Source organism: Candidatus Desulfatibia sp., from assembly GCF_036446775.1.
Taxonomy (GTDB): domain Bacteria; phylum Desulfobacterota; class Desulfobacteria; order Desulfobacterales; family UBA11574; genus Desulfatibia_A.
The window spans coordinates 1-21,132 of sequence record NZ_JAZFTO010000275.1; the positions used below are offsets into that span (position 1 = coordinate 1).

A 21,132-nucleotide genomic window follows, 5' to 3' on the forward strand; every position below is an offset into this window, starting at 1 on the left:
ATGCGTACCACGCAGAGCTCTCACCCGCGACCTCGTCCGGATGAACAGGAATATACCATCCCTTCATAACCTCTTGCAAGACGCCGTTTTTGACCAGGCGTTCACGATGCGTTCGGGTCAGATCAGCTGAACGCACGGCGACGACACCGCGCTCTTGTAGTGCTCGCAGGACCTCAAGAGATTCGGCCAGTTTTTCGTGTGGGCTAGCCATAGCTCTTGTTCTTTCGTTAGCTTTTTGTGTTGTACAATTTTTAGCTTTTAATGTCGCATTAAATTTAGCTTATTTGGCTGTAGCATGGTTAGCTTATTTTGTCGAGCTCTTTTTAGCTTATTGTGTTATGCAATTATTTGCTTTTCCTCACACGCGTTCAGGAAGCAGAATTTCAATGTGGTAAAAAGCCTTTTCTGAGATGTATTTTGGCATTTTTTTGACGTGAAACAAGTTTTACGTGACAAAACAGCCTTTTATTTGTCGTAAGTCAAGCTTTTATGACACATTAACTGTCACGACAATGTGGGTCTCGGGTTAAAACGACAAAAATGGAAGGAGTCAGGGTGAAGCGAACGGCGTTTTCACGTAGATCTTCGTTTGATCCCCCTTAGCGAAAATAAGGATCGTAAATCGACATTCTCTCAGTGACGCGCTTAATGTAGTTTCTTGTTTCTTGGGGCGTTTTTTGCCTCAAAAGCGAATAAACCTGGTCATTGCTCATTTGCGCGATCGGATATCTATCCACAATCTTTCTGCGCATGGCAGTAGGTCCCCAGTTGTATCCGCCAATGGCAACATAATGGTTTTTTACATCGCCGTGAATATCTCTAAAATGATTATATTTCAGTAAGGCCAGATACTTGCTTCCAAGTTCGATATTATTTTCCGGGACAAAAAGATAATCCCATGAGATCACTTTATCTTGGCCGTAAATTGATCTGTAGGCCTCACGCCCGGCATACCTGGGAATAATCTGCATAATCCCGATGGCCTTGGAGCCTGAAACGGCTCTTGGGTTGAAATAGGATTCGGTATGCATGACGGCAAGTATGAGCTGCGGTTTCAGGCCAAAGCGCTTTGCATTTTTTTGCACTACCGGCAGATACTTCTCGGACCGCAGACGGATATGATTAGGTACCAGGTCGATATTAACGGAGTATTTCCTCCGCTCGACACCATCTTTGGCCTTAAAGGTTTGCGGCGCCGGGATTAATCTCGGCAAAACCTCTTTTTTAATATAGTTTTTCATGTTGCCAAAATTCACCTTGTCGCCCTGGCTGGTAACAAGTTGATTTTCCAATATCCGTTTATTGGCAACGTCGGTCTGTTTCAATATCTTTTCAATCTGTTGCTCGATTTTGCGCTTAGCTTTTGTCAAGGCCTCAGGGTCGTCCGTGGATACAACGGCTTCAAAGACTATCTTTCCGCTTTTAAAATCCACTTTGCTCCGAGAATCTTTGTCCGGGTTATAGTCGACCCAATCCTTTTTGGTTGAGTGCACAAATGCCTGCCATTTGCGCTCCGCTTCCGCTTTCAGGCGCGCCCACGTTTCTTCTTGTTCTTTTTCAAGCTGAGCCCACTGTTTTTCCATATCCAGGCGCTGGTCCTCATACTGCCTTTGCATGGCTTTGACCTGCTCCTCATAATCCTTATTCAATTTTTCAAAGGGGTCTTCAGCTCCTAGGATCGAGGCACTAAACAGCACCAATAGTATTAATACAAAAATCAAATACGGTTTTTTCATAATATTCACTTCTTTTTTTATCACGGACCCACAAAGCAAAAAACGAAATCTGATGCTCAACAATCCGATTTCAAACAATTCTTCAAGTGATTATATTCAGTATACTAAAATTTCATAAAAATTCAAGAATACGTGCATCACTCACACCAAAAATCAACACCTTCACCACTTGAAACCCGCTAAACATGATATATTTTAAAGAATATTGTTACCAGAGAATATTTTGGCCGTATGAGACAGCAGGAGGATAAAATGCAGCATAAAACACTCTATGACGTGGTGATCCTGGGTTCCGGGCCCGCGGGCCTGCAGGCGGCCATTCATGCAGCACGCAAAAAATCCAGCTCCGCTCATATCGATTGACAGACAGTGTCGGCTATGATTTTTATACTAGTATTATATATAACCTCGTACCGTCCATATTAACACCCGAAAAATCACTAACTTTTAATCGGAGATGCCATGAACACTTCCGCTGAATTGTCCGCAGTGGAGATTTACCAGAAAATCACCGCCAATATCGAATCGGTAATAAGGGGACAATCCGCTGCCATTCGAAAGTTACTGGCAGGTTTTGTCGCCGAAGGCCATGTTCTTTTGGAGGACTTTCCGGGTACGGGGAAGACCACCCTGGCAAAAACTTTGGCTCTTTCCATAGGCCTCGATTTCAAACGCATTCAGTTCACACCTGATCTTTTGCCCTCGGATATTCTGGGTGTTTCCATCTATGATCAATCAAACAATGCGTTTCGTTTTCATCGGGGCCCGATCTTCACCAATATTTTGCTGGCCGATGAAATTAACCGGGCCTCACCGCGAACCCAATCCGCGTTACTAGAGGCCATGGCAGAAAGCCAAGTCAGCGTGGACGGCAAACTACACCGCCTTGAAGACCATTTTTTTGTCATCGCGACGCAAAATCCGATTGAAAGTGCCGGAACGTATCCTCTCCCCGAAGCCCAGATGGACCGTTTCGCCCTTATGTTCAGTTTGGGATACGTCAAGCCTGAAGAGGAAATTGCGATCCTCGATGATCAGCGCCAAAAACACCCCATAGAAGATCTACAACCCTGTGTCAGCCGTAAAGACATATTGTTTCTCAAAAAACAGATTCCAGAAGTGGCCATGAGCGACGAAATGAAGCGGTATATAGTGGATCTTGTTCAGGAGACCCGTAAATCACCAGGGGTCGCCATAGGAGGAAGCCCGAGAGCCTCTCTATCTATAATGCGTATTGCTAAAAGTCTGGCGCTATTTGACGGTCTTGATTTTGTAACACCGGAACATGTCCAGGAGGTTGCCGTCGAAGTAATTGCGCATCGCCTGGTTATCGATTCCCAAGCTCGGTTCTCCGGAGTCACCCCTACCGCAGTAGTGGAAGAGATCCTTAAAACCGTACCTGTTCCGGCTTAACTTATTTCCCGCATATTTAGGGCCATGATCAGAAAATTACTTTTACGCAGTTTTCGACTGACTTCAGCGATCAAATACTGGTTTCTGAATCGCTTTACGTTCGCCGGGCGGCTGACGTTGGCCGCGCTAATTGCTGCAGCGGTGTTCGGGCAAAACACCAATATCAATATGGCTTATCAAGCTTTTACCTTTCTGTTGGCTCTTCTTGCGATTTCAATACTGGCGAGTACGTTCTTCAAATCACACCTCATGGTTCGCCGCCGTCTGCCACGGTTTGGCACAGTTGGGCAGCCGGTTTCTTACCGCATAGAATTAACAAACCAATTTAGACGCATCCGCAAGAGGCTTAAAATTACAGAAAAGCTTACCGATCCCCGCCCCACCTTTGAGGAATTCATCCAAGGTCGCGAACCGAAAGAAGCAACCCGCAATCGATTCGATCGTGTGGTGGGATACCACCGTTGGATGTGGTTGATGGCACTGAAAACTGGCGCTAAGGTTAAGGGTGTGCTGCTTTCAGATATTGGTCCCGGGGATCAGAGCGAGGTGCGCTTAGAGCTAACACCGCAGCAACGGGGGTATCTGCATCTTAGTGGGCTGCAAGTAACCCGGACCGATCCACTGGGGCTGTATAAAGCGTCGGATACCATCCAACTCCACGACTCGATCCTGATCTTGCCTCGAAGATATCCGTTACCGCCCGTAATGCTGCCGGGGACCAGAAAATATCAGCCCGGAGGCGTGGCATTGGCCTCTTCAGTGGGTGATGCCGAAGAGTTTATTTCGCTCCGGGAATACCGTCCCGGTGACCCGCTTCGTCGAATTCATTGGTGCAGCTGGGCCAAGACCGGAAAACCCATCGTCAAGGAATATCAGGAAGAATATTTTGTACGCCATGCCCTGATTCTGGATACGTTCCACGATACATCAGGAAGCCAGGTGTTTGAAGAAGCCGTCTCCCTGGCTGCATCTTTTGTCACCACGGTCCAGACCCATGAGTGTCTGCTCGATTTGATGTTTGTCGGACCGGAGGAGTACTGCTTTACCGGGGGTCGCGGTCTGGCTCATATCGACCGGATGCTGGAAATCCTTGCATCGGTCAACGTTTGTCATGACAAATCATTTTCGTCTCTTTATCCCATGGTGATTGAACGTGCCGGCCTGCTGAGCAGTTGCATATGCATTCTGCTGGAATGGAACGACGAAAGAAAGCAGTTGGTCGCCAACCTGAGGGAACTTGGAATACCCATGATCGTGCTGGTCGTTGGCGAACTCGGCTTTGTTGAAACACTTGACCCCGGCCCCATGAAGGACCAGCCTCATTTTTTCCATACGCTTGAGGCGGGCCGCATCGAAGAAGGATTAGCTAAGTTGTAATGATAAAAACCCCGCCACTGCTCATCGGCGTGTCGCTCCTATTCTGGAGTTGGCAAACCGGATACCTGGCCGCCGGTATCGTTATGGCCGCCATTGCCGAGGGCCTTCGCTTGATCAACCGGCGCTGGGAGCTTTCCCCATTAGATTTCCACCGTATCGCCGACCTGTGCGCCATCATCATTATCGCGTTGACTGCCTATCGCTTCCTGGCGGGAACCGCTTCCAGTGTCCGGTGGATACCGATGGAGATTTTTCCGCTCTTGGTCGGCCAGAGTTTAAGTTCCGTGGGGGGCGTGGATCTCGGTGCTCTTTTTTACACAGCGCGTCAGAGAGAAAAGAAAGGAGAACTTAAAACACGGCGAACCGTTGACGTGTCGTATCCGTACTTTGCGTTTGTCCTGCTGGCAACCAGTGCGGCCAATGTGCGCACACCGGTCTTTTATGGTGGAATATTTATGCTGATCGGATGGGCGCTCCTTTCAGTCAGGCCCAGAGGTGCACCACTCATTCTTTGGACAGTTCTTTTTCTTCTGGCTGGTGGCCTGGGCTGGACCGGTCAAATTGGGTTACGCAACCTGCACTTAAAGATAGAGGACGCCACCTTTGGTTGGTATCAGCAGTTCATGGGGCGAGACCTGAATCCGTTTCGAACCGTAACCGCCATCGGAGATATCGGTGAACTGAAACTGTCCAACCGAATTGTTTTGCGGGTTCGAATCGAAGAAAATGCCTCCCCCCCTGAACATCTGCTGGAAGCAAGTTACAACACTTACAAGGACAAAAGATGGTTTGCCTTAGGGCAACGGTTTCATCCGCTTGCACCGATAGGCGACGGAACTGTCTGGCGCATCGGTGAGAAACCTGAGAATTTCAAAACACTTACCATTTCCGGTCGCCTTCGCCGAGGAAAAGGAATTTTGAGCCTTCCGATTGATGCTTATCGCATCGAAAATCTTCCGGTTTCAATCCTTGAGCGTAACCGTTATGGTGTGGTCAGAGTCCAAGGAGGGCCGGGGATGGTCAATTATAGGGTTCGTTTTGGGTCCGGTTTGTCATATCATGAACCCTATGATGAGCAGGATCTGGTCATTCCGGCTAAAGAACTGCCCGCCGTCAGACAGATCGCAAAGGAGATGGGTCTGTCCGCCAAGGCCCCCCGGGAAACAATCGCAACCCTTAAAGCTTTTTTTCAAAAACGTTTTAAATATTCTCTGATATTGGAAAGCGGCAAATTGGGAAGCACACCGCTTGCAAACTTTCTGCTTAAATCACGATCCGGGCACTGTGAATATTTTGCTACGGCCACGGTATTGATTCTGCGGCTCATAGGCATTCCCGCCCGTTATGCCACCGGATACCGGGTAGATGAATACAGCCGGCTTGAGGATTCCTACGTGGTACGGGCCAGACATGCACATGCTTGGGCTTTGGCTTTCATCGACGGTGACTGGAGCCATGTCGATACCACACCGGCAATCTGGCTGGCACTTGAAAAAGAAGCGGCGCCGGCGCTCGAACCGGTTTACGATTTGTTTCGTTGGATCGGACACAGCTTTTCTCGCTGGCGTTGGAGCGAAAGCAAAGGTGGACTGCCGGCTTGGGTGCTGTGGTTCATTGTTCCCCTGGCAATTCTTTTAATTTGGCGGATTGTGTTCCGTAAGCGGGCTGCAAGTGCGGTTGCCGGAAAAGAGAAATTAGATGATCAAAAGTCGATCCCCGTGCCGGAATCGGCCTTTTACCGGATCGAAGAGAATCTGGCACGCCAGGGATTTGCTCGACGGAAATGGGAAACTCAGACGACCTTCATCCGCAAGATAGAAGCCGCCGGACCCGACTCCGATGCTGTGCAGGGCTTAAATGAAATGCTGACACTCCATTACCGGATTCGTTTTCATCCTGGTGGGGCCAAGGAGACCGCAAGAGCTCAACTGCAAGAACGCGTTACAAAATGGCTCCACCAATATGGTTCTGCCGGGAGGTTATTGTCTGCCGAGAATATCGCCGGTCATCGCCCTCATATTTTAGATAAACCTTAAGCTACAAAAATGATTCCAGACCTATGTGATAACAATTAATTAATAAAGCAGATCGGATTTTCTGCTTTTTACGAATTCATCAGGTTTTATGTTGCCAAAAAATCGATTTTATGTACTATATCCTTTCCCAAAGTTTTGATATCCGGTTATCCGGCATACTCTAATTGCGCGAAAGTAACCGATGCGAAAGATCTAAGGTTTCTTAATTCAGTTTACGCTCAATGCAGGCAAGTCTCAAGTGGTCGACATCTATCCAGAAAATTGGCAGGGGTGCCGCGGTAGATTTTCACTTGAGCCAACCGGCTAAGCGGAATTTGATTTGTTTTTATAGATAAAGGAGGATGGCATGGACGCACATTTCTTTTTCGGTATAGCCCTCATCGGTTTTTTCTTCTGGTTATGTTTCCGGTTCAGAAAAGAGAACAAAAATAAATAAAACCAAGCTCCTATCCCTGATGTTTCATCCCGCTTGAAGCGGAATTCATTGGCCAGGCATTCCGCCGAAGGCGGATGGTGGGCTACTGCAAACCGCTCACAACACAGCCAATGGGCGCATCAGGCTCGCACGCAGAGTGAAAATGTCGAACAATACAGAAGGGAATATTGAACGATGACACCTGAGATGATCTTGACCATGATAGTGCTGGTTTTTGTAATTATTCTTTTCATATTTGAGTGGGTGAGGGTCGATGTTGTAGGCATTATCATGATGGTTATGCTGCCGTTGATCGGGCTGGTAACGCCCCAAGAGGCCTTTGTCGGCCTGAGCAGTAACGCCGTCATTTCGATCATTGCCGTCATTATCATCGGCGCCGGGCTGGATAAGACCGGGGTGATGAACAAAGTGGCCGGGCCCATCGTCAAACTGGCCGGCAACAGCGAAAAGAAAGTGATTATACTGATATCCGGCACCGTGGGCATAATCTCCAGCATGATGCAAAACATCGGGGCCGCAGCCCTGTTTTTGCCGGCGACCCAGCGTATCGCCAAGCGCATGGGAATCCCGGTATCCCGCATTCTGATGCCCATGGGATTCTGCGCCATCATCGGCGGTACCATCACGCTGGTGGGGGCCAGTCCGACCATATTGCTGAACGATCTGATGGTATTGAGCGGTAAAAAACTGGAACCCTTCGGGCTCTTTACCCAGACACCCATCGGCATCTGTCTGCTTGCCACCGCCATCCTTTATTTTATCATCTTCGGCAAATTCGTCCTGCCGGCAGCCCAAGGCCAAGCCGACGAAGGTGTCACCGCTATGTTGATGAACGAGTATCAGGGGCTTGAAAATATTTTTGAGCTGCACATTCCTGAAAATTCTAACACCATGAAAAGCTTGGAGGAGTTGGCTATCAGGCCCAAGTTTCTGGTGACTGTGATCGCCATCCATTTTTCAGAAAAAAAACAGAAAAATTTTACTCCGCGCAGTACCGATATCATTTCAGCCAACGATGCCATTGCCGTGGTCGGAAAAGCAAAAAACGTTCGCAAACTGGCCGAAGAATACGGCTGGGAGATCAAGGACGGTCTGGACGAGTTTGCCGAAAGCCTTTCCATGACTAATGCCGGCATGGCCGAGACGGTTGTTTCGCCCCGATCGGAATTGATCGGAAAAACCATGAGCAAAGTTAACTTTAAGGAACACTACGAAGTAAATCCAGTAGCGCTGTTCACCGGCAACAAGATTTTTTACAGCGGCCTAACCCATATCCGGCTGAAAATGGGCGATACCCTGCTGCTGCACGGTCCCTGGGAAAAATTTCATATTTTAAAAAACCAGCCGCAGCCGCGGGCGCTCTCCTTTGCCACGGCCCTTGAAGGTGAAATCATGCGGCCCGAAAAAGCAAGACTGGCGATAATCTGGCTGGCCGTGGCCCTGACGCAGATTATTTTCTTTAAAATTCAGCTGTCGGTAGCACTGATGTCCGGAGCGCTGGGAATAATCATTACCGGTGTGCTTTCAGTGGATGAAGCTTATTACGCCGTGGACTGGATGACGGTTTTCCTGCTTGCGGGCCTGATTCCTCTGGGGATGGCGTTCGAAAAAACCGGAACGGCGGCGTTTATGGCACAGTCCGTTTTAGGATTTATCGGCCAGCCAACGCCCATCGTGCTGCTGGCCGTTGTCGGCATCATGACCTCTTTTTTCACCCTGGTGGTTTCCAATGTGGGGGCCACGGTGCTGCTGGTGCCCCTGTGCATGAACATGGCGGTCATGGCCGGCGGAGACCCCCGTATGGCCGCTCTGGTGGTGGGATTGTCCGCCTCCAATACGTTCGTGCTGCCGACCCATCAGGTAAACGCCCTGATCATGCGGCCGGGCGGCTATCGCACCGTGGATTATGCCAAGGCGGGCGTCATTATGACGGTCCTCTTTTTGGCGGTGGAACTGACAATTCTCTATTTCTTTTACGGTATTCAATAAGCATCAGCAATTTCCGGTAACAAAATTGCTGATTAAACGCGAAGATAAACGCCGGTTTCAATGGACCCGCTACCTTTGCAAAATGGATTTAAACGACGCGCTGCTCTGCAATATTGTTATTAATGTAGGCTGATTAACGGTCCGGGATACTTGCGAAGTCATGGGCATTGATCGGGTTTCCCTTTGGAGGAAAATGAAGCGGTTTGGCATTGACAAATAACCATGGGTTAAATTAATAAAACAAGACGCTTTAATTTACAACCCGACCTTTAAAAAAATGGTAACCGTTCACGGGTTCGGGGTTCGGGGTTCGGGGTTCAAAGGCTGTGGGGTTCAAAGGTTCAGGGTTCAGAGGTTCAGGGTAAAGTATTTAAGGGCCTACGACCAAATTCAATAAAAGAACAATAACCCGACTCGGCTGAGCTCGTCGCAGGCTGAACGGGGAACGCTGAACCCGTGAACGGTTACGATATTGCTCTAAGCCCGCCTAGAGGCCTTAGAGATCGAGCCTAACTGCTTTGTTGCTGATGCGGGCAGCCGGCCGGCCGTTTCAATTAGGAGATAAAATTGTTTAGCAAACTACCGTTTCTTCCTAAGACTATTCGCATCCAGGTAATCATGGCGTTCTCGGCCTGTTTCCTTTTTATGGCTGTTATGATTGCCGTCAACTACCGCCACTTCTACCGTCTTACCGGAGCGGTGCAGTTCTTTGAGCTATCCGGGGATATCAATGACACCATCACGGAAATGCGGCGTTACGAAAAAAACTACTTTCTTTCCCGTGAGGCGTTCAGCTATGAGGAGAATCTGACCCTCACCAATCGTCTGGCCACGGTGCTCTACAGAGAAAAAGTCAACCTTATCGATGCTATCGGGCAAAATAACTACGAGCGCTTCTTAAAGTTCGTCGATGAGTATTCCAAGCTTATGGAGCAGTTGAGAAAGACCCCCCGGAAGGAGGGGTGCTGCCTCGAACTCCAGTCCAAGATCCGGAGAATGAGTCAGGACCTCCTTCTCTTTGCCAACCAGCTGGTCAGTACCGAACGTCGGGAGGTCAACCGCCGGCTTCAGCGCATGATTCCACTTCCGGTGATTAACCTGGGAATCCTGGTTTTACTTATGGCGTTCGTTATCTTTTTTATCACTGAGATGATCATCCGCCCTCTGGCCCGTATTACCAGAGAATCCGAGTTGATTTCCCATGGAGCACATCTGCGGATTACCCCTTTCGGGGAGCCGGGAAATGAGATCCACCGGCTGGTTACCGCGGTAAACCACATGATGGGCGAGCTGGAGAGCCGCCAGGAACAGCTGATGCAGTCCCGCAAGATCGCCGCCGTCGGCACCTTGACCTCGGGAATCGCCCACGAGCTCAACAACCCGATCAACAACCTCTCCCTGATATTGGAGTCGTTAATCGAGGACGGGGAGACCATGAGCCGTTCCGAGCGCGTCCGGCTATACGAGGAGGCCATGGATCAGACCGACCGGGCCAGCGAAACCGTAAAAAACCTGCTCGAGTTCTCCCGGGCCAGCCACCCTAAAATGGAAAAGGTTGCCCTGGAAGAGCTTGTGGACAAAACCGTGCGCCTGGTGAGCCATGAACTGCAATTGCACTACATCAAGTTTTCAAAGGAGACCCGAGGCCCGCTGCCCAGAATTCTTGTCGATCGCAGCGGTATCCAGCAGGTCCTGCTCAACTTGTTTATCAACAGCATCCAGGCCATGCCCCAAGGAGGGATGCTCAAGGTAATCACCCGGCTGCACGATACGTTGAAAGAAGTGCGGATGGATGTTGAGGACACCGGCGAGGGCATCCCCGCAGATCAACTAACCAATATTTTTGACCCTTTCTTCACAACCAAAAAGGAAGGTGAAGGCACCGGTTTGGGGCTCTCGGTCAGCTATAGCATCATCAAAAAACACGGGGGACGCATCGAAGTCAAGAGTACGCTCGGCCAGGGAACGTGTTTTTCAATCTTTCTCCCGATAGAGGTAAAAAGTGGGTACAGATAACGTTTTTTGATTACTAACGAAGGAAAAAACCATTACGTTAAAAAAGACGGGTAACGATGACGATTATTATGATTTCCAGCCAGCCTCACAGCGGGTGCGAAGCCCTGGCCGAAAGCCTGGTCAACAAGACGGGCTGGCCGTCAACAAGCCGCAAAGAATTGGTCGAAAAGGCCCAAAAGCATGGAATAAAAGTGGGCCGCCTCGAGCTTTCCATGCTCAAATCTCGGGAAATGCATGAAAAGCTGGCCCGTGAGAAAGAGCTTTATCTGTCTTTCATTACTGCCGAAATCTGCGAACTGGCCCCCCAGGGGAACCTGATATATGAAGGCCGGATGGGACATCTGCTCCTGCCGGGGGTCAGCCACCGGCTGCGGGTGGCACTGGTGGTTCCCAGGGAAACTCGGGCTAAAAACGCCATGCAGGCGCTGAATCTGCCCCAGGACAAGGCCATGGCCTATCTGGATCAACTCGACGAAGATATCGCCAAGTGGGCACGCTACGTTCACCGGCAGGATCTGAGTGTATTGGGGCAGTATGACTTTGTTGTTAATCTGTACAACATGAGCATGGAAAACGCTTCTGAGATTTTGCAATCCATGGCCGCCTTGCCCGGATTCCAGCCGAAAGCGGCCAGCCTGAAAGCAATGGCCGACCATCATCTGACCGCCCGGGCCAAACTGCGCCTAGCCGATGACGAGCGCACCCGCAAGGCCGATGTGAGGGTCAAGGCCGACAGCGGCATCATCACCGTTACCTACATGCCTCAGCAGCAAGACTTTGCCGGCGACATCCCTAAAGTGCTCCAGGATCTTGAGCACTGCCGCGAAGTTCGCTGCACCATGGCTGATACAAACATTCTATGGATTCAAGAGGTCTTTAATCCCGAGTCCGAGAATTTTGAGCAGATCAACCGGCTGGCGCAAAGGTGGGGTGCCGCCGTGGAGCTGTTACGGCTGGCGCCCCCGGAGGCCGCCGAGCATGAAGCCGTCCAGGCGTTTCCGGCCGCAGCTGTCCCCCATGAAAAAAAACCTACAGCCGAAATATACACCGGCGGTATCGAAGATGACGACCCGCTGCCCGCCGCAGATGATGGCGGCCTGAGTCGAACGCTGGAAGAGCTGGTCACCAGAGGTCGCTCCGGAGGAGGCTATACCGTGTATGGTTCCCAGCACGAAATTCTGGAGACCGTCAAAGGCAACCATAAAAGTGCCTTGGTAGTCATCGGCGACATTTTCCTTTCCAAGGGGCATGAAACCCGACAACGTCAGACGCGCGAGCTGGCTCTGGCCGTTCGTGAACAACTTAAAACACCGGTGATCACCGCCGACGAACTACAGGCCCGTTTTCTTTTTGGCAAGCGCCAGGCCGTAAAACTGCTCGTGTTTGCAATTCTGGTCGCATGCACTTACACCCTTGTCTTTTCCTTTCAGCGACCGATTCTGAACTTTATGGGCGGGGAAATCCATAATAACCTCAAGTGGCTAACTTCTGTGGTGGTATTTCTTTTTGTCCCAACTTTGGCCTATGTGTACGGCACGGTTACGGGTTTACTGCTCAAACTGATCGGCATCGATTAAGTTCTTTCGTAACCGTTCACGGGTTCAAAGGTTCAGGGTTCAGAGGTTCAGGGTTCAGAGGTTCAGAGGTTCAGGGTTCAGAGGTTCAGGGTTCAGAGGTTCAAAGGTTCAGAGGTTCAGGGTTCAGAGGTTCAGAGGTTCAGGGTTCAGAGGTTAACGCAGAACCCAGAACGCAGAACGCTGAACCCAGAACCCTAAACGGTGAATTCTGAACCTGTGAATGCATACGTTTTTTTCTAAGTAGGAGGCATAATACACAACATGTTTTTTCTCCATTACATCGACATTAATCTGGCCACCGCTCTCCAGGTGGTCCTGTTAGGGTTTATCGGCGGGACTCTCAGCGGATTCATCGGCAGCGGCGGTGCTTTTTTCATGACACCGGGAATGATGAATTTAGGGGTGAACGGGGTTGTGGCGGTTGCCAGCAACATCACCCACAAGTTCGGCAAGGCCATGATCGGTTCGCGCAAACACAGCGAAGCCGGCAATGTCGATAAGAAACTGGCGGTGTGCTTACTGGCAACCGCCATATTCGGCATCCAGTTGGCGGTTTGGATTAACAGCCTGCTGTTCAAAAGCGGTGCCGGTAAAGGCGCGGCCAAGGGGGCCGGAGCCAACCTCTACATCAGCCTGGTTTTCGCTGTTATCCTGACATTTGTTTCCGTGTCCATGCTGCGGGATGTGATCAAGTCTGCGCGTGAAGGCGAAGCCGGTGCGGGGCCGTCCATGAAAATCGCCGAGTTCATGAGCCGGCTCAATCTGCCGCCGGTCATTCACTTCAAAGTGGCCGATGTGAAGGTCAGCCTCTGGATCATTTTGGTCGTGGGAATCGCCACCGGATACCTGGCCGGAACCATCGGCGTAGGGGGCTTTATCGGCGTGCCGGCCATGATCTATGTTTTCGGCGTACCGACCGCCGTGGCCGCCGGCACGGAACTTTATCTGGCCATGTTCATGGGCGCATACGGCGCCTTGAGCTATGCCTACCTGGGTTTTGTGGACATCCGGCTGACCATGCTGCTCTACCTGGGTTCACTGGTCGGAATTTACCTGGGGGTTTACGGCGTCAAAGTGGTCAATGAAATGTATATCCGCCTGGTGACCAGCATCATTATTCTTTTGTGTGTGTTCAGCCGGGTCATCGCTATCCCCATGTATGTGCGCCAGTTGGGCTGGGTCGCGATGGATCCGGGATGGGATCGCTATTTTAATCTGGTCAGCAAGTTTTTCCTTTTTGCCAGCGGAATTATTGGTTGCCTTGTCATCCTGTTTCACGTCATCCGGGCTTACCGACAGAGAAGAGGCCTTCGTAAAACCCTCCAGGTGGTTCGCGAACCCGCATCCCTTGGGCCCGAAACCGCCGGCACATGAGAGACGCGTCATTACGAACATAACAATAATGAGCAAGATGACCACCATTATAAGGAGTAAACAACATGGACGACCAATACGATATTCTTATCCTGGATGACGAGCCCGTCGTGGGGCAGCGCCTTAAACCGGCCCTTGAGAAGGAGGGCCACCGGGTGGAAATTTTCGTCAATCCTTACCGGGCCTTAGAACGTGTAAGGGAAAAGGAGTTCGATATCATTGTGACGGATATCCGCATGGAAGATATCGACGGTATCCAAATTCTGGAACGCGTCAGAGCCCTGTCCGGGCGGACTAAAATCGTTATGATTACCGGTTATGCTACCATAGAAGTCGCCCGGGAGTCTCTGGCAAAAGGGGCCTTTGATTTCATTGCCAAACCTTTTAAGCTGGGCGAGATGCGCGCAGTCATCCAAAAAGCCGTTGATGCACTGAAAGCCGAAGATCGAGGGAAGCCCGTATAAAGCCTTTGTGTAACCGTTCAGAGGTTCAGAGGTTCAGGGTTCAAAGGTTCAGGAATTTGAACCGTTAATTAGCTAGTGTCCGTCCATAAATACATTTGAGCACTAAGTAGTTTCCAATTCATAAATGAGATATTTTTTCGATGAGCAAGGTCGCACAAGGGTTTTCGTCCGAGGCGTACTTTAGTACGTCGAGGGCGGAAACCCGCGGAGAACGCCGCTCATCGGAAAAATAGCCATTTATGGATGGAAACTAGCTAGCTCTGAATAGAGAACGTTAAGTAGTGTCAAGATGTTATAACCTTTGAACCTAGAACCCTGAACCTAGAACCGATCAGTTTAGGTAGGATAGAAATCATGATTAAGACAATCGTTTCTCTGGAAACCAACTTGGCATCCAGTATCGCTCTCAGGTATGCCTGCCGCCTGGCGAATTTAATAGAAATAGAGCTGCATACCATCCATGTCAAGGAACCGGACTCGGAAGGCCCGTCCCCGGGGTCGGGATGGGTGCGCAAAACCTGGGAGGATGCCATGCTGACCTCGGAGCAAGCCGAGATCCGCCGGATGGTCAAAGCCGAAAGGGCGTCTTATCCAAGATTGGGGCCTCCGAAAATGTCGGTCGGAGACCGTGGAAAAGAAATTCTCTATGAACTTCAAAGCGGATTCTATGACCTTTTCGTGGAAGGGGCGCTGCACACCTTCAATTCTGCGCCTTTTTACAGCAAAATTCATTCCTGGTTTTACCGCAACACCCCCTGTCCAATTATTTTGGTAAAAAACCTGGTGAGCTTGGAAAAGATCCTGCTTGTTCTGAGCAGTGAGGTGAATTATGCCAAACTTACATCCATTGTTTTAAAACTTTTTAAAGGGGTAAAGGTTGAGCTGGACCTGATCTATTGCGATTTTAACGGACATGCAAAATCGATCCGACCCAAGGGGGAAGATGCGGATACCATATTACGGAACGCAGAAAAAATTCTCTCTGAAAACGAGATGCCGCCCGCACACTGCCGTATCGTTCAAAATTCCGCGGACAAGGCTGCCGAGCTTATGCGCGGCTACGGCCTGGTGGCGTCATCAATATACCGCCAGACCAGTAAAAAAAGTCCGTTGCTGGAGCTGCTGAGCCGCACGCCGTATCCCCTGCTCCTGTGCTGGCAATAAAGAATCAGGGCCGGAGGACTCGGCTTTGAGTGCACCCCAGAGGGGTGAAGTCTATCTCAAATGGAGCAAATTAAATACCAAATAACAAATCACAAATATCAAACAAATCACAATGACCAAAAGGGGAAATCCCAAATAACAAAATACAAATAACAAATAAATTCCAATGACCGAAAAAACAAATAACAAACAAAAGAATAAAAAAAATAGTTTTAGCCCTTGTTTGGAATTTGAGACTTGGAATTTGGGATTTATTTGAAATTTGGTGCTTGTGATTTGTTATTTATTTAATGTTTGGTGCTTGGAATTTGGGATTTATAAACCAGAGATTCCGCGTCCATTCCTTTCAGGTAGAGCCAAATATCTCTGACCTTGACCAGAGGACCAGGTTTTTCAGGACAAAATAAACAATGCGCGTTTACTAACCGGGAGGTCAACATGAGAATCCTTGTTGCATTGGATCAACATTCCTACAGCAATCGTGCCGTCAGGGAAGCAGCCAAACTGGCCATGAATACATGGGCGGACGTCACCTTGCTGGGGGTATGTCCTAAAACTGCTCCCAAGAGGCAGCAATCAAAAAAAGAGTCTGCTCAGGTAGTCCTGGAACATCCTATCACCAACGCCCTTGGCAACCATCGTAAGGAGTTTTTGGGCTATTTTCAGGGTAATGATTCACCCTATAATACACAAAAAAGCAAAAATGAATTTGTAGAGGTAAAAAGGCATGTGTGGGAAGAGCTGCCCGCTGATCGCGGGGCCATAAAGGATCTAAAACTGCGCATAAGACAGGGTAATCCGGCCAAAGCGATTTTGGCCGAATCTTACGAAGAAGGCAGCGATCTGGTTGTAATCGGATGTGACAAAGATAAAAAATGCCGGTGGGAAAACGCTGCCAACGTACCGCAAAAAATTGCCAATCATGCCGCCTGTTCGGTCCTGGTGGTCAAAGAAGAGACAACCGCAAACAGGATCGTATGCTGCCTGGATCATGACACCGTAAGTCAGGAATCCCTCGAAATGATCAATCAGATGGTTACGTTCCACAAAGCCGAACTCGAGATTGTCGGGCTGACGGAAGGCGCAGAGCTCAAGGTCGAAGTCGAAAGAAAAATAGATGCAATCTTAAAGTATTATACGGCCAGACAGCTCATGCCGATAATACAACTGGTGGCACCTTCTGCGCTGGAATCTTTCGTATCTCAGGAGGCCCAACACAGCTTGATGGCCCTGTGGATGGGAGAAAAATCCATCCTTGAGAAAATCTTTCCCCCCAAGAAAGTAGGCCAGCTTGTTAGAACAAGCCAATCTTCGGTACTGATTCTAAGATAGTACTATAGCAGTTTACATAAATATGTTCCGATTGATTCACTTGGGTTCATAGTTTTAGTAAGCCGGCGGCTGAAACGGAACGTTATTTTGAGAATCGCTATATCTATTCAAAATTATATCTCAATTGATCGTAAAAAAATGGAGAAGGGTTAAAAAATTACGCACACGCCCCCCCAATCCAGGGTGGAAAAGGTATGCTTTTCTTCAGAGGCTCCAACAAAGATGTTGTTGACGGGAACATTGAATTCTTTAGAGACGGCCTCTACTAGCTTTGGTCCGAATTTACCTTTTCGAGCAACCAGTTCTACTTTCAGCATGAAGAAAATTTCCGGAAGCCGGCCGCGGGCAAAGCAGTTCAAAAACATCTTGCCCGGCAGATCATTGAATGCTATGGGAACAGCGGATCACCCTTTAACTCCCTTTAGTCCGAGGTAGGGAACATTTTTACAAGGAGTAAAAATGAAACTGCTTGAAAATCTGATTGACCGCATCATCGACCGCGTAAACATCAATCTTAGAGAAACCGGCATGGATGTCGGCCCCTATATTCGTAAAGCGGTACATTTAAATCACCTGGTCAAATTCTATTCCTTTTACGGGTTTTCGCCCCAGCATCCGGTCCTCTTTTTCTTCCGCCGCAGCAACCTGGCAGGCAGTTATTTCTTCGGCAAATGCACCGTCGATCTTTCCGTGGTTTATAAAAGCGACATCCGGGGAGACGAACTAAAGCAAAGAGGGGAAGTGTATCATTTTCAGGGTTCTCAAATGCCCCTGCGTGACGATGAAGTCATCCGCATCAGAGATGCCTATCTGGTCAAGACCCTGGTTCACAATCACTCCCATAACCCCGAAGACCTGGAAACCTTTTTAATCCAGAATACGGTCTCCATGCATTATGCCAACATTCACGGTGCCCCGGTGGAAGGATGTTTTTTAGGGCCTTTCAGTACCGTTGACCTGACAACCCTCTATGACTGTATTATCGGAACATTCGCTTACGTACAGGTGGGAGAGCTTTCTCGCCGGCAAGTGGAGCCCGGAAGGATCTGGGTCAAAAATAAGGATGTATTCGATTTCAGCTACTGTTTTCCGAAAGAAGTGCTCGACAACTATATTGTTCTGGAACCCAACAAAAAACCGCGGGGGATCTTTATCGATTTTGTGGATGCGCGTAAAACGGATTTTCAAGAAATTTTTGATGTGGTTGACCTGAAAGTATCCATCCCCGTTCCTTCCAGTGCCTCTTTAAGCCGCTATGCCTTAGTCAGAGGGGCAAGCCACATCAGTGAGAATGTCCTTATCGCCCAGCGGGCCTACCTGGAAAACGCCTGGATGGGAAAGGGCGCCAATGCTCAGGAAAACTGTTATATTATAGACTCCCGCCTGGAAGGCAACAATGTGACCGCCCACGGTGCCAAAATCATACATGCCCGGCTGGGGAAAAACGTTTTTGTGGGGTTTAATTCATTTTTGCGCGGAACACCGGATCATAAGTTAACGATTGGGAAAGGGAGTATCATCGCGCCGCACACCATCATCGACCTGGATGAACCTTTGGACATTCCGGCCGGACAGCTGGCCTGGGGCTACATTAGAAACAAGCAAGACCTGAAAAAGCACAGCATTTCCGCCAAAGAACTCTCCCGGGTAAAAGGCACGTTTACCCGCGGCGCCATGAAGTTTCAGGGCAGCGGCGCCAAATTCGTCAAGGCCTTTAAACATCGCATCGACCATATCCTGGAGGCCAACGGCGCCTACTTTGACGGCAAAAACAACAAGGGACATGCTCAGACAGAGCAAGATATTGCCTTTAACATTATTCACCCCTATTCAAAAGGCCGCCTCAAGGGCTTGTATCCATCCATAGATATCCGCCCGTAATAAAAACGTAAACTGATTTTATGAAGCGTCTGTTTAAAATTATTCCGGAAAATGTACAGGCAACTTTGCTGCTGCGCTATTTCGGATTTTTTAAAATTCCATTATTGTTTTTTGTAAAACCTTGCGTCGTTGAAATCTCTGATAATAGAGTGGTCGTGAAAATTCCTCTGCGACGGAGAACCAGAAATCATCTGCGTTCCATGTATTTTGGCGCTCTGGCTATGGGAGCTGATTGTGCCGCAGGGCTGATTGCCATGAGGCTGATACAAAAAAGTTCTCATAATATATCTTTAGTTTTTAAAAGCATGGCGGCGGAGTTTCTCAAGCGCGCCGAGGGCGATGTATATTTTGCCTGTGAGCAAGGCAGCCAAATTGCCCATTTAGTTGCTGCCGCCATCGATTCAACCGACAGAGTAGAAACTTTGGTTCACGTTACTGCCAAGGTTCCCGACAAGTTTGGAGAAGAACCGGTCGCCAGGTTTTCCTTAGTACTATCTCTTAAAAAAAAGTAAAAGAAAGTGTCGGTGTCAATGGATTCCTTAAAAACAGATTTCACCAGGCAGTTTGATGTAAAATATCCTATCATTTGTGCCCCCATGTTTCTGGTGAGTTCGGTTAAAATGGTGGTTAGCGCCAGTGAGGCCGGAGGAGTGGGAACCTTTCCAGCCTTGAATTTCCGTCCCATTGAAAGATATTGTCAAGCCATTAAAGAGATAAAGGCTCTGACTGCAAAGCCTTTTGGAATCAATATTATTGTTCATAAGTCCAACAAATATCAGTATCAACAGATCGATCATGCGCTCGATGAGCGGGCTCCCTTGATCATCACCTCTCTGGGAAATCCAAAAGAGGTGCTGCGGCTGTCGCATCAAACAGGAACCAAGGTTTATTGTGATGTAGTGGGGTTTGAGCATGCCAAGAAGGTCGCTGATCTGGGAGCTGACGGGCTCATTGCCGTAGGATTTGGTGCTGGTGGTCATGCCGGGGATATTTCGCCTTTTGCTCTGATCCCCAACTTGGCACGCATGATTAAATTACCGGTCGTTGCCGCCGGAAGTATTGTAGACGGTGCCGGAATGGCAGCTGCGTTGGCCCTGGGAGCTGCGGCCGTCTATATGGGAACACGTTTTATTGCTTCGCAAGAAGCGGAAGTTTCCGAAAACTATAAAGATGCCATTACGCGCGCAGCGAGTGAAGATATCGTCAATACCGACAAAGTGGACGGATTCCCCGGTAATTTTATCCGAACCAAGGAACTGGAGGCTATCGGTCTGGAAAAGGGGTTGATTGAAGCAATACTCGCAAAAAACAAAAAAATCAAACGCTATATTGCCCTCAGCCGCGCCGCCCGTTCTCTGTTGGGCGCTGTGGATTCGAAGGTTTCTTATAAAACGGTCTACTCGGCCGGCCATGGAGTCGGCCTCATAGATAAGGTTTTGTCAATTCAACAGATAATGGAAAAAACCGTAAAGGAATATAAAGAGATTAAAGCGCAATTACCTTAAAAATCCGTAATGGATACGAGGTTTTTAAGGAAAGTTGTGGTACTGAATGCGGCCGTCTTTATTCCATTGATCGAATTTACGCCTGAGAAAGCGCTTGATATAAAAACGGGAAGGGGTAAAAAGCAGCAGCAGCCCTGCTACGTCAGTGATAAAACCAGGGGTAAGCAAAACGATGCCGGCTATGAAAATAAGCAGAGCGTCTACCATTTCTTCGGCCGGCACAAGCCCCTGCTGCAGGCTCTGCCGGACCCGCAGCATGGTTTCCAGCCCCTGCATGCGTGCCAGGGTGGCGCCTGCAAATCCGGTGAGGATGATGATCGCCACCGTATTGAAAGCACCCAGGAAGCCACCCAGTTTGATTATCAAATAAATTTCGGCGACCGGAATAAGCGTGAATGCTAAAAACAGTTTGAAAAACATAAAGGTTTCTTTCTTCGCGGTTTTGAAATTGTATTAAGTAATAATATGGATATCTTTCTTGTGTCTGTCAAGACATTGATGGGTCGACCGGCTGTCTTTACGTAAAACAAATCCGTAACCAACATCTAGTATCATGAATCTTGCACCTTGCATCTTGTATCCTGTATCTTATATTATACATCCCCGATAAATCGGGATTTCTGATAGGCTCCAACCGGTATTCTTACACCTAACAGCTTGGGGGGAGGACCCATAATGAGTCACCAACCGAACAAAATCATATGCTCGATGAACCAGGTGAGCAAGTATTACGATAAAAAACCGGTCCTTAAGGACATATCGCTGTCGTATTTTTACGGCGCCAAAATTGGCGTTCTGGGGCTGAACGGCTCGGGCAAAAGCTCTCTTTTAC

Annotated in this window: 17 protein-coding genes and 1 pseudogene; 14 read left to right on the plus strand and 4 right to left on the minus strand. The window is 48.9% G+C overall.

What is annotated here, in order from left to right; all coding sequences use genetic code 11:
* Positions 1 to 211 (minus strand): annotated as a pseudogene (locus V3S16_RS13005) (cell filamentation protein Fic); the annotation flags it as partial.
* Positions 212 to 599: 388 nt separating this feature from the next.
* The gene (locus tag V3S16_RS13010; protein WP_413885605.1) at positions 600 to 1,736 is read right to left on the minus strand and encodes a murein transglycosylase domain-containing protein; all 1,137 of its coding nucleotides are present in this window, start codon (positions 1,734 to 1,736) and stop codon (positions 600 to 602) included.
* A 252-nt stretch (positions 1,737 to 1,988) separates the two neighbouring features.
* Here V3S16_RS13010 and V3S16_RS13015 point away from each other — a divergent pair, with 252 nt between their 5' ends.
* The 11 genes from V3S16_RS13015 to V3S16_RS13065 all read left to right on the plus strand — a co-directional run bounded on the left by V3S16_RS13015 (position 1,989) and on the right by V3S16_RS13065 (position 16,914).
* On the plus strand, positions 1,989 to 2,099 hold the full coding sequence (locus V3S16_RS13015; protein WP_413885607.1) for an FAD-binding protein: 111 nt from the start codon (positions 1,989 to 1,991) through the stop codon (positions 2,097 to 2,099).
* Between the two features lie 99 nt (positions 2,100 to 2,198).
* On the plus strand, positions 2,199 to 3,149 hold the full coding sequence (locus V3S16_RS13020) for an AAA family ATPase (RefSeq protein ID WP_413885609.1): 951 nt from the start codon (positions 2,199 to 2,201) through the stop codon (positions 3,147 to 3,149).
* A gap of 117 nt (positions 3,150 to 3,266) precedes the next feature.
* Complete coding sequence (locus tag V3S16_RS13025; protein WP_413885611.1) at positions 3,267 to 4,526, plus strand: DUF58 domain-containing protein; 1,260 nt, start codon at positions 3,267 to 3,269, stop codon at positions 4,524 to 4,526.
* Positions 4,526 to 6,562 (plus strand): DUF4129 domain-containing transglutaminase family protein, encoded by a 2,037-nt coding sequence (locus V3S16_RS13030; RefSeq protein WP_413885613.1) that lies wholly within the window; start codon positions 4,526 to 4,528, stop codon positions 6,560 to 6,562. The genes V3S16_RS13025 and V3S16_RS13030 overlap by 1 nt, the downstream gene beginning before the upstream one ends.
* 610 nt (positions 6,563 to 7,172) lie before the next feature.
* On the plus strand, positions 7,173 to 8,987 hold the full coding sequence (locus V3S16_RS13035) for an SLC13 family permease (protein ID WP_413885614.1): 1,815 nt from the start codon (positions 7,173 to 7,175) through the stop codon (positions 8,985 to 8,987).
* A 567-nt stretch (positions 8,988 to 9,554) separates the two neighbouring features.
* Positions 9,555 to 11,003 (plus strand): sensor histidine kinase, encoded by a 1,449-nt coding sequence (locus V3S16_RS13040; protein WP_413885616.1) that lies wholly within the window; start codon positions 9,555 to 9,557, stop codon positions 11,001 to 11,003.
* A 56-nt stretch (positions 11,004 to 11,059) separates the two neighbouring features.
* Positions 11,060 to 12,580 (plus strand): AAA family ATPase, encoded by a 1,521-nt coding sequence (locus V3S16_RS13045; RefSeq protein ID WP_413885618.1) that lies wholly within the window; start codon positions 11,060 to 11,062, stop codon positions 12,578 to 12,580.
* A gap of 261 nt (positions 12,581 to 12,841) precedes the next feature.
* Positions 12,842 to 13,954 carry a sulfite exporter TauE/SafE family protein gene (locus tag V3S16_RS13050; protein ID WP_413885620.1) on the plus strand — a complete coding sequence of 371 codons (1,113 nt, stop codon included), beginning with the start codon at positions 12,842 to 12,844 and terminating at the stop codon, positions 13,952 to 13,954.
* 65 nt (positions 13,955 to 14,019) lie between these two features.
* Positions 14,020 to 14,418 carry a response regulator gene (locus V3S16_RS13055; RefSeq protein ID WP_413885622.1) on the plus strand — a complete coding sequence of 133 codons (399 nt, stop codon included), beginning with the start codon at positions 14,020 to 14,022 and terminating at the stop codon, positions 14,416 to 14,418.
* Between the two features lie 354 nt (positions 14,419 to 14,772).
* Positions 14,773 to 15,582, plus strand: coding sequence for a hypothetical protein (locus tag V3S16_RS13060; RefSeq protein WP_413885624.1), 810 nt, complete (start codon positions 14,773 to 14,775; stop codon positions 15,580 to 15,582).
* A 438-nt stretch (positions 15,583 to 16,020) separates the two neighbouring features.
* Positions 16,021 to 16,914, plus strand: a complete 894-nt coding sequence (locus tag V3S16_RS13065; RefSeq protein WP_413885626.1) for a universal stress protein — start codon at positions 16,021 to 16,023, stop codon at positions 16,912 to 16,914.
* 149 nt (positions 16,915 to 17,063) lie between these two features.
* Here the strand turns inward: V3S16_RS13065 and V3S16_RS13070 are convergent, their stop codons facing one another.
* Entirely contained in the window at positions 17,064 to 17,231 is a 168-nt protein-coding gene (locus V3S16_RS13070) for a hypothetical protein (protein WP_413885628.1), read from the minus strand.
* Between the two features lie 142 nt (positions 17,232 to 17,373).
* On the opposite strand from V3S16_RS13070, the gene V3S16_RS13075 reads away from it, so the two are divergent.
* From V3S16_RS13075 to V3S16_RS13085, 3 genes are read left to right on the plus strand one after another with little or no spacing between them, the layout of a single operon-like run.
* Complete coding sequence (locus V3S16_RS13075) at positions 17,374 to 18,795, plus strand: transferase (protein WP_413885630.1); 1,422 nt, start codon at positions 17,374 to 17,376, stop codon at positions 18,793 to 18,795.
* 20 nt (positions 18,796 to 18,815) lie between these two features.
* A complete protein-coding gene (locus V3S16_RS13080) occupies positions 18,816 to 19,307 on the plus strand; it encodes a DUF4442 domain-containing protein (protein ID WP_413885632.1) in 492 nt (163 codons plus the stop codon).
* Between the two features lie 18 nt (positions 19,308 to 19,325).
* Positions 19,326 to 20,300 carry an NAD(P)H-dependent flavin oxidoreductase gene (locus V3S16_RS13085; RefSeq protein ID WP_413885634.1) on the plus strand — a complete coding sequence of 325 codons (975 nt, stop codon included), beginning with the start codon at positions 19,326 to 19,328 and terminating at the stop codon, positions 20,298 to 20,300.
* 24 nt (positions 20,301 to 20,324) lie between these two features.
* On the opposite strand, the gene V3S16_RS13090 is transcribed toward V3S16_RS13085, so the two are convergent.
* Entirely contained in the window at positions 20,325 to 20,720 is a 396-nt protein-coding gene (locus V3S16_RS13090) for an FxsA family protein (RefSeq protein ID WP_413885636.1), read from the minus strand.
* Positions 20,721 to 21,132: the final 412 nt, after the last annotated feature.

What these genes read in the sequence shown, in the direction of transcription:
- V3S16_RS13010 (WP_413885605.1), bottom strand. Translation starts at nt 1,736, where the DNA reads ATGAAAAAACCGTATTTGATTTTTGTATTAATACTATTGGTGCTGTTT.
- V3S16_RS13015 (WP_413885607.1), top strand. Translation starts at nt 1,989, where the DNA reads ATGCAGCATAAAACACTCTATGACGTGGTGATCCTGGGTTCCGGGCCC.
- V3S16_RS13020 (WP_413885609.1), top strand. Translation starts at nt 2,199, where the DNA reads ATGAACACTTCCGCTGAATTGTCCGCAGTGGAGATTTACCAGAAAATC.
- V3S16_RS13030 (WP_413885613.1), top strand. Translation starts at nt 4,526, where the DNA reads ATGATAAAAACCCCGCCACTGCTCATCGGCGTGTCGCTCCTATTCTGG.
- V3S16_RS13035 (WP_413885614.1), top strand. Translation starts at nt 7,173, where the DNA reads ATGACACCTGAGATGATCTTGACCATGATAGTGCTGGTTTTTGTAATT.
- V3S16_RS13045 (WP_413885618.1), top strand. Translation starts at nt 11,060, where the DNA reads ATGACGATTATTATGATTTCCAGCCAGCCTCACAGCGGGTGCGAAGCC.
- V3S16_RS13050 (WP_413885620.1), top strand. Translation starts at nt 12,842, where the DNA reads ATGTTTTTTCTCCATTACATCGACATTAATCTGGCCACCGCTCTCCAG.
- V3S16_RS13055 (WP_413885622.1), top strand. Translation starts at nt 14,020, where the DNA reads ATGGACGACCAATACGATATTCTTATCCTGGATGACGAGCCCGTCGTG.
- V3S16_RS13060 (WP_413885624.1), top strand. Translation starts at nt 14,773, where the DNA reads ATGATTAAGACAATCGTTTCTCTGGAAACCAACTTGGCATCCAGTATC.
- V3S16_RS13065 (WP_413885626.1), top strand. Translation starts at nt 16,021, where the DNA reads ATGAGAATCCTTGTTGCATTGGATCAACATTCCTACAGCAATCGTGCC.
- V3S16_RS13070 (WP_413885628.1), bottom strand. Translation starts at nt 17,231, where the DNA reads ATGCTGAAAGTAGAACTGGTTGCTCGAAAAGGTAAATTCGGACCAAAG.
- V3S16_RS13075 (WP_413885630.1), top strand. Translation starts at nt 17,374, where the DNA reads ATGAAACTGCTTGAAAATCTGATTGACCGCATCATCGACCGCGTAAAC.
- V3S16_RS13080 (WP_413885632.1), top strand. Translation starts at nt 18,816, where the DNA reads ATGAAGCGTCTGTTTAAAATTATTCCGGAAAATGTACAGGCAACTTTG.
- V3S16_RS13085 (WP_413885634.1), top strand. Translation starts at nt 19,326, where the DNA reads ATGGATTCCTTAAAAACAGATTTCACCAGGCAGTTTGATGTAAAATAT.
- V3S16_RS13090 (WP_413885636.1), bottom strand. Translation starts at nt 20,720, where the DNA reads ATGTTTTTCAAACTGTTTTTAGCATTCACGCTTATTCCGGTCGCCGAA.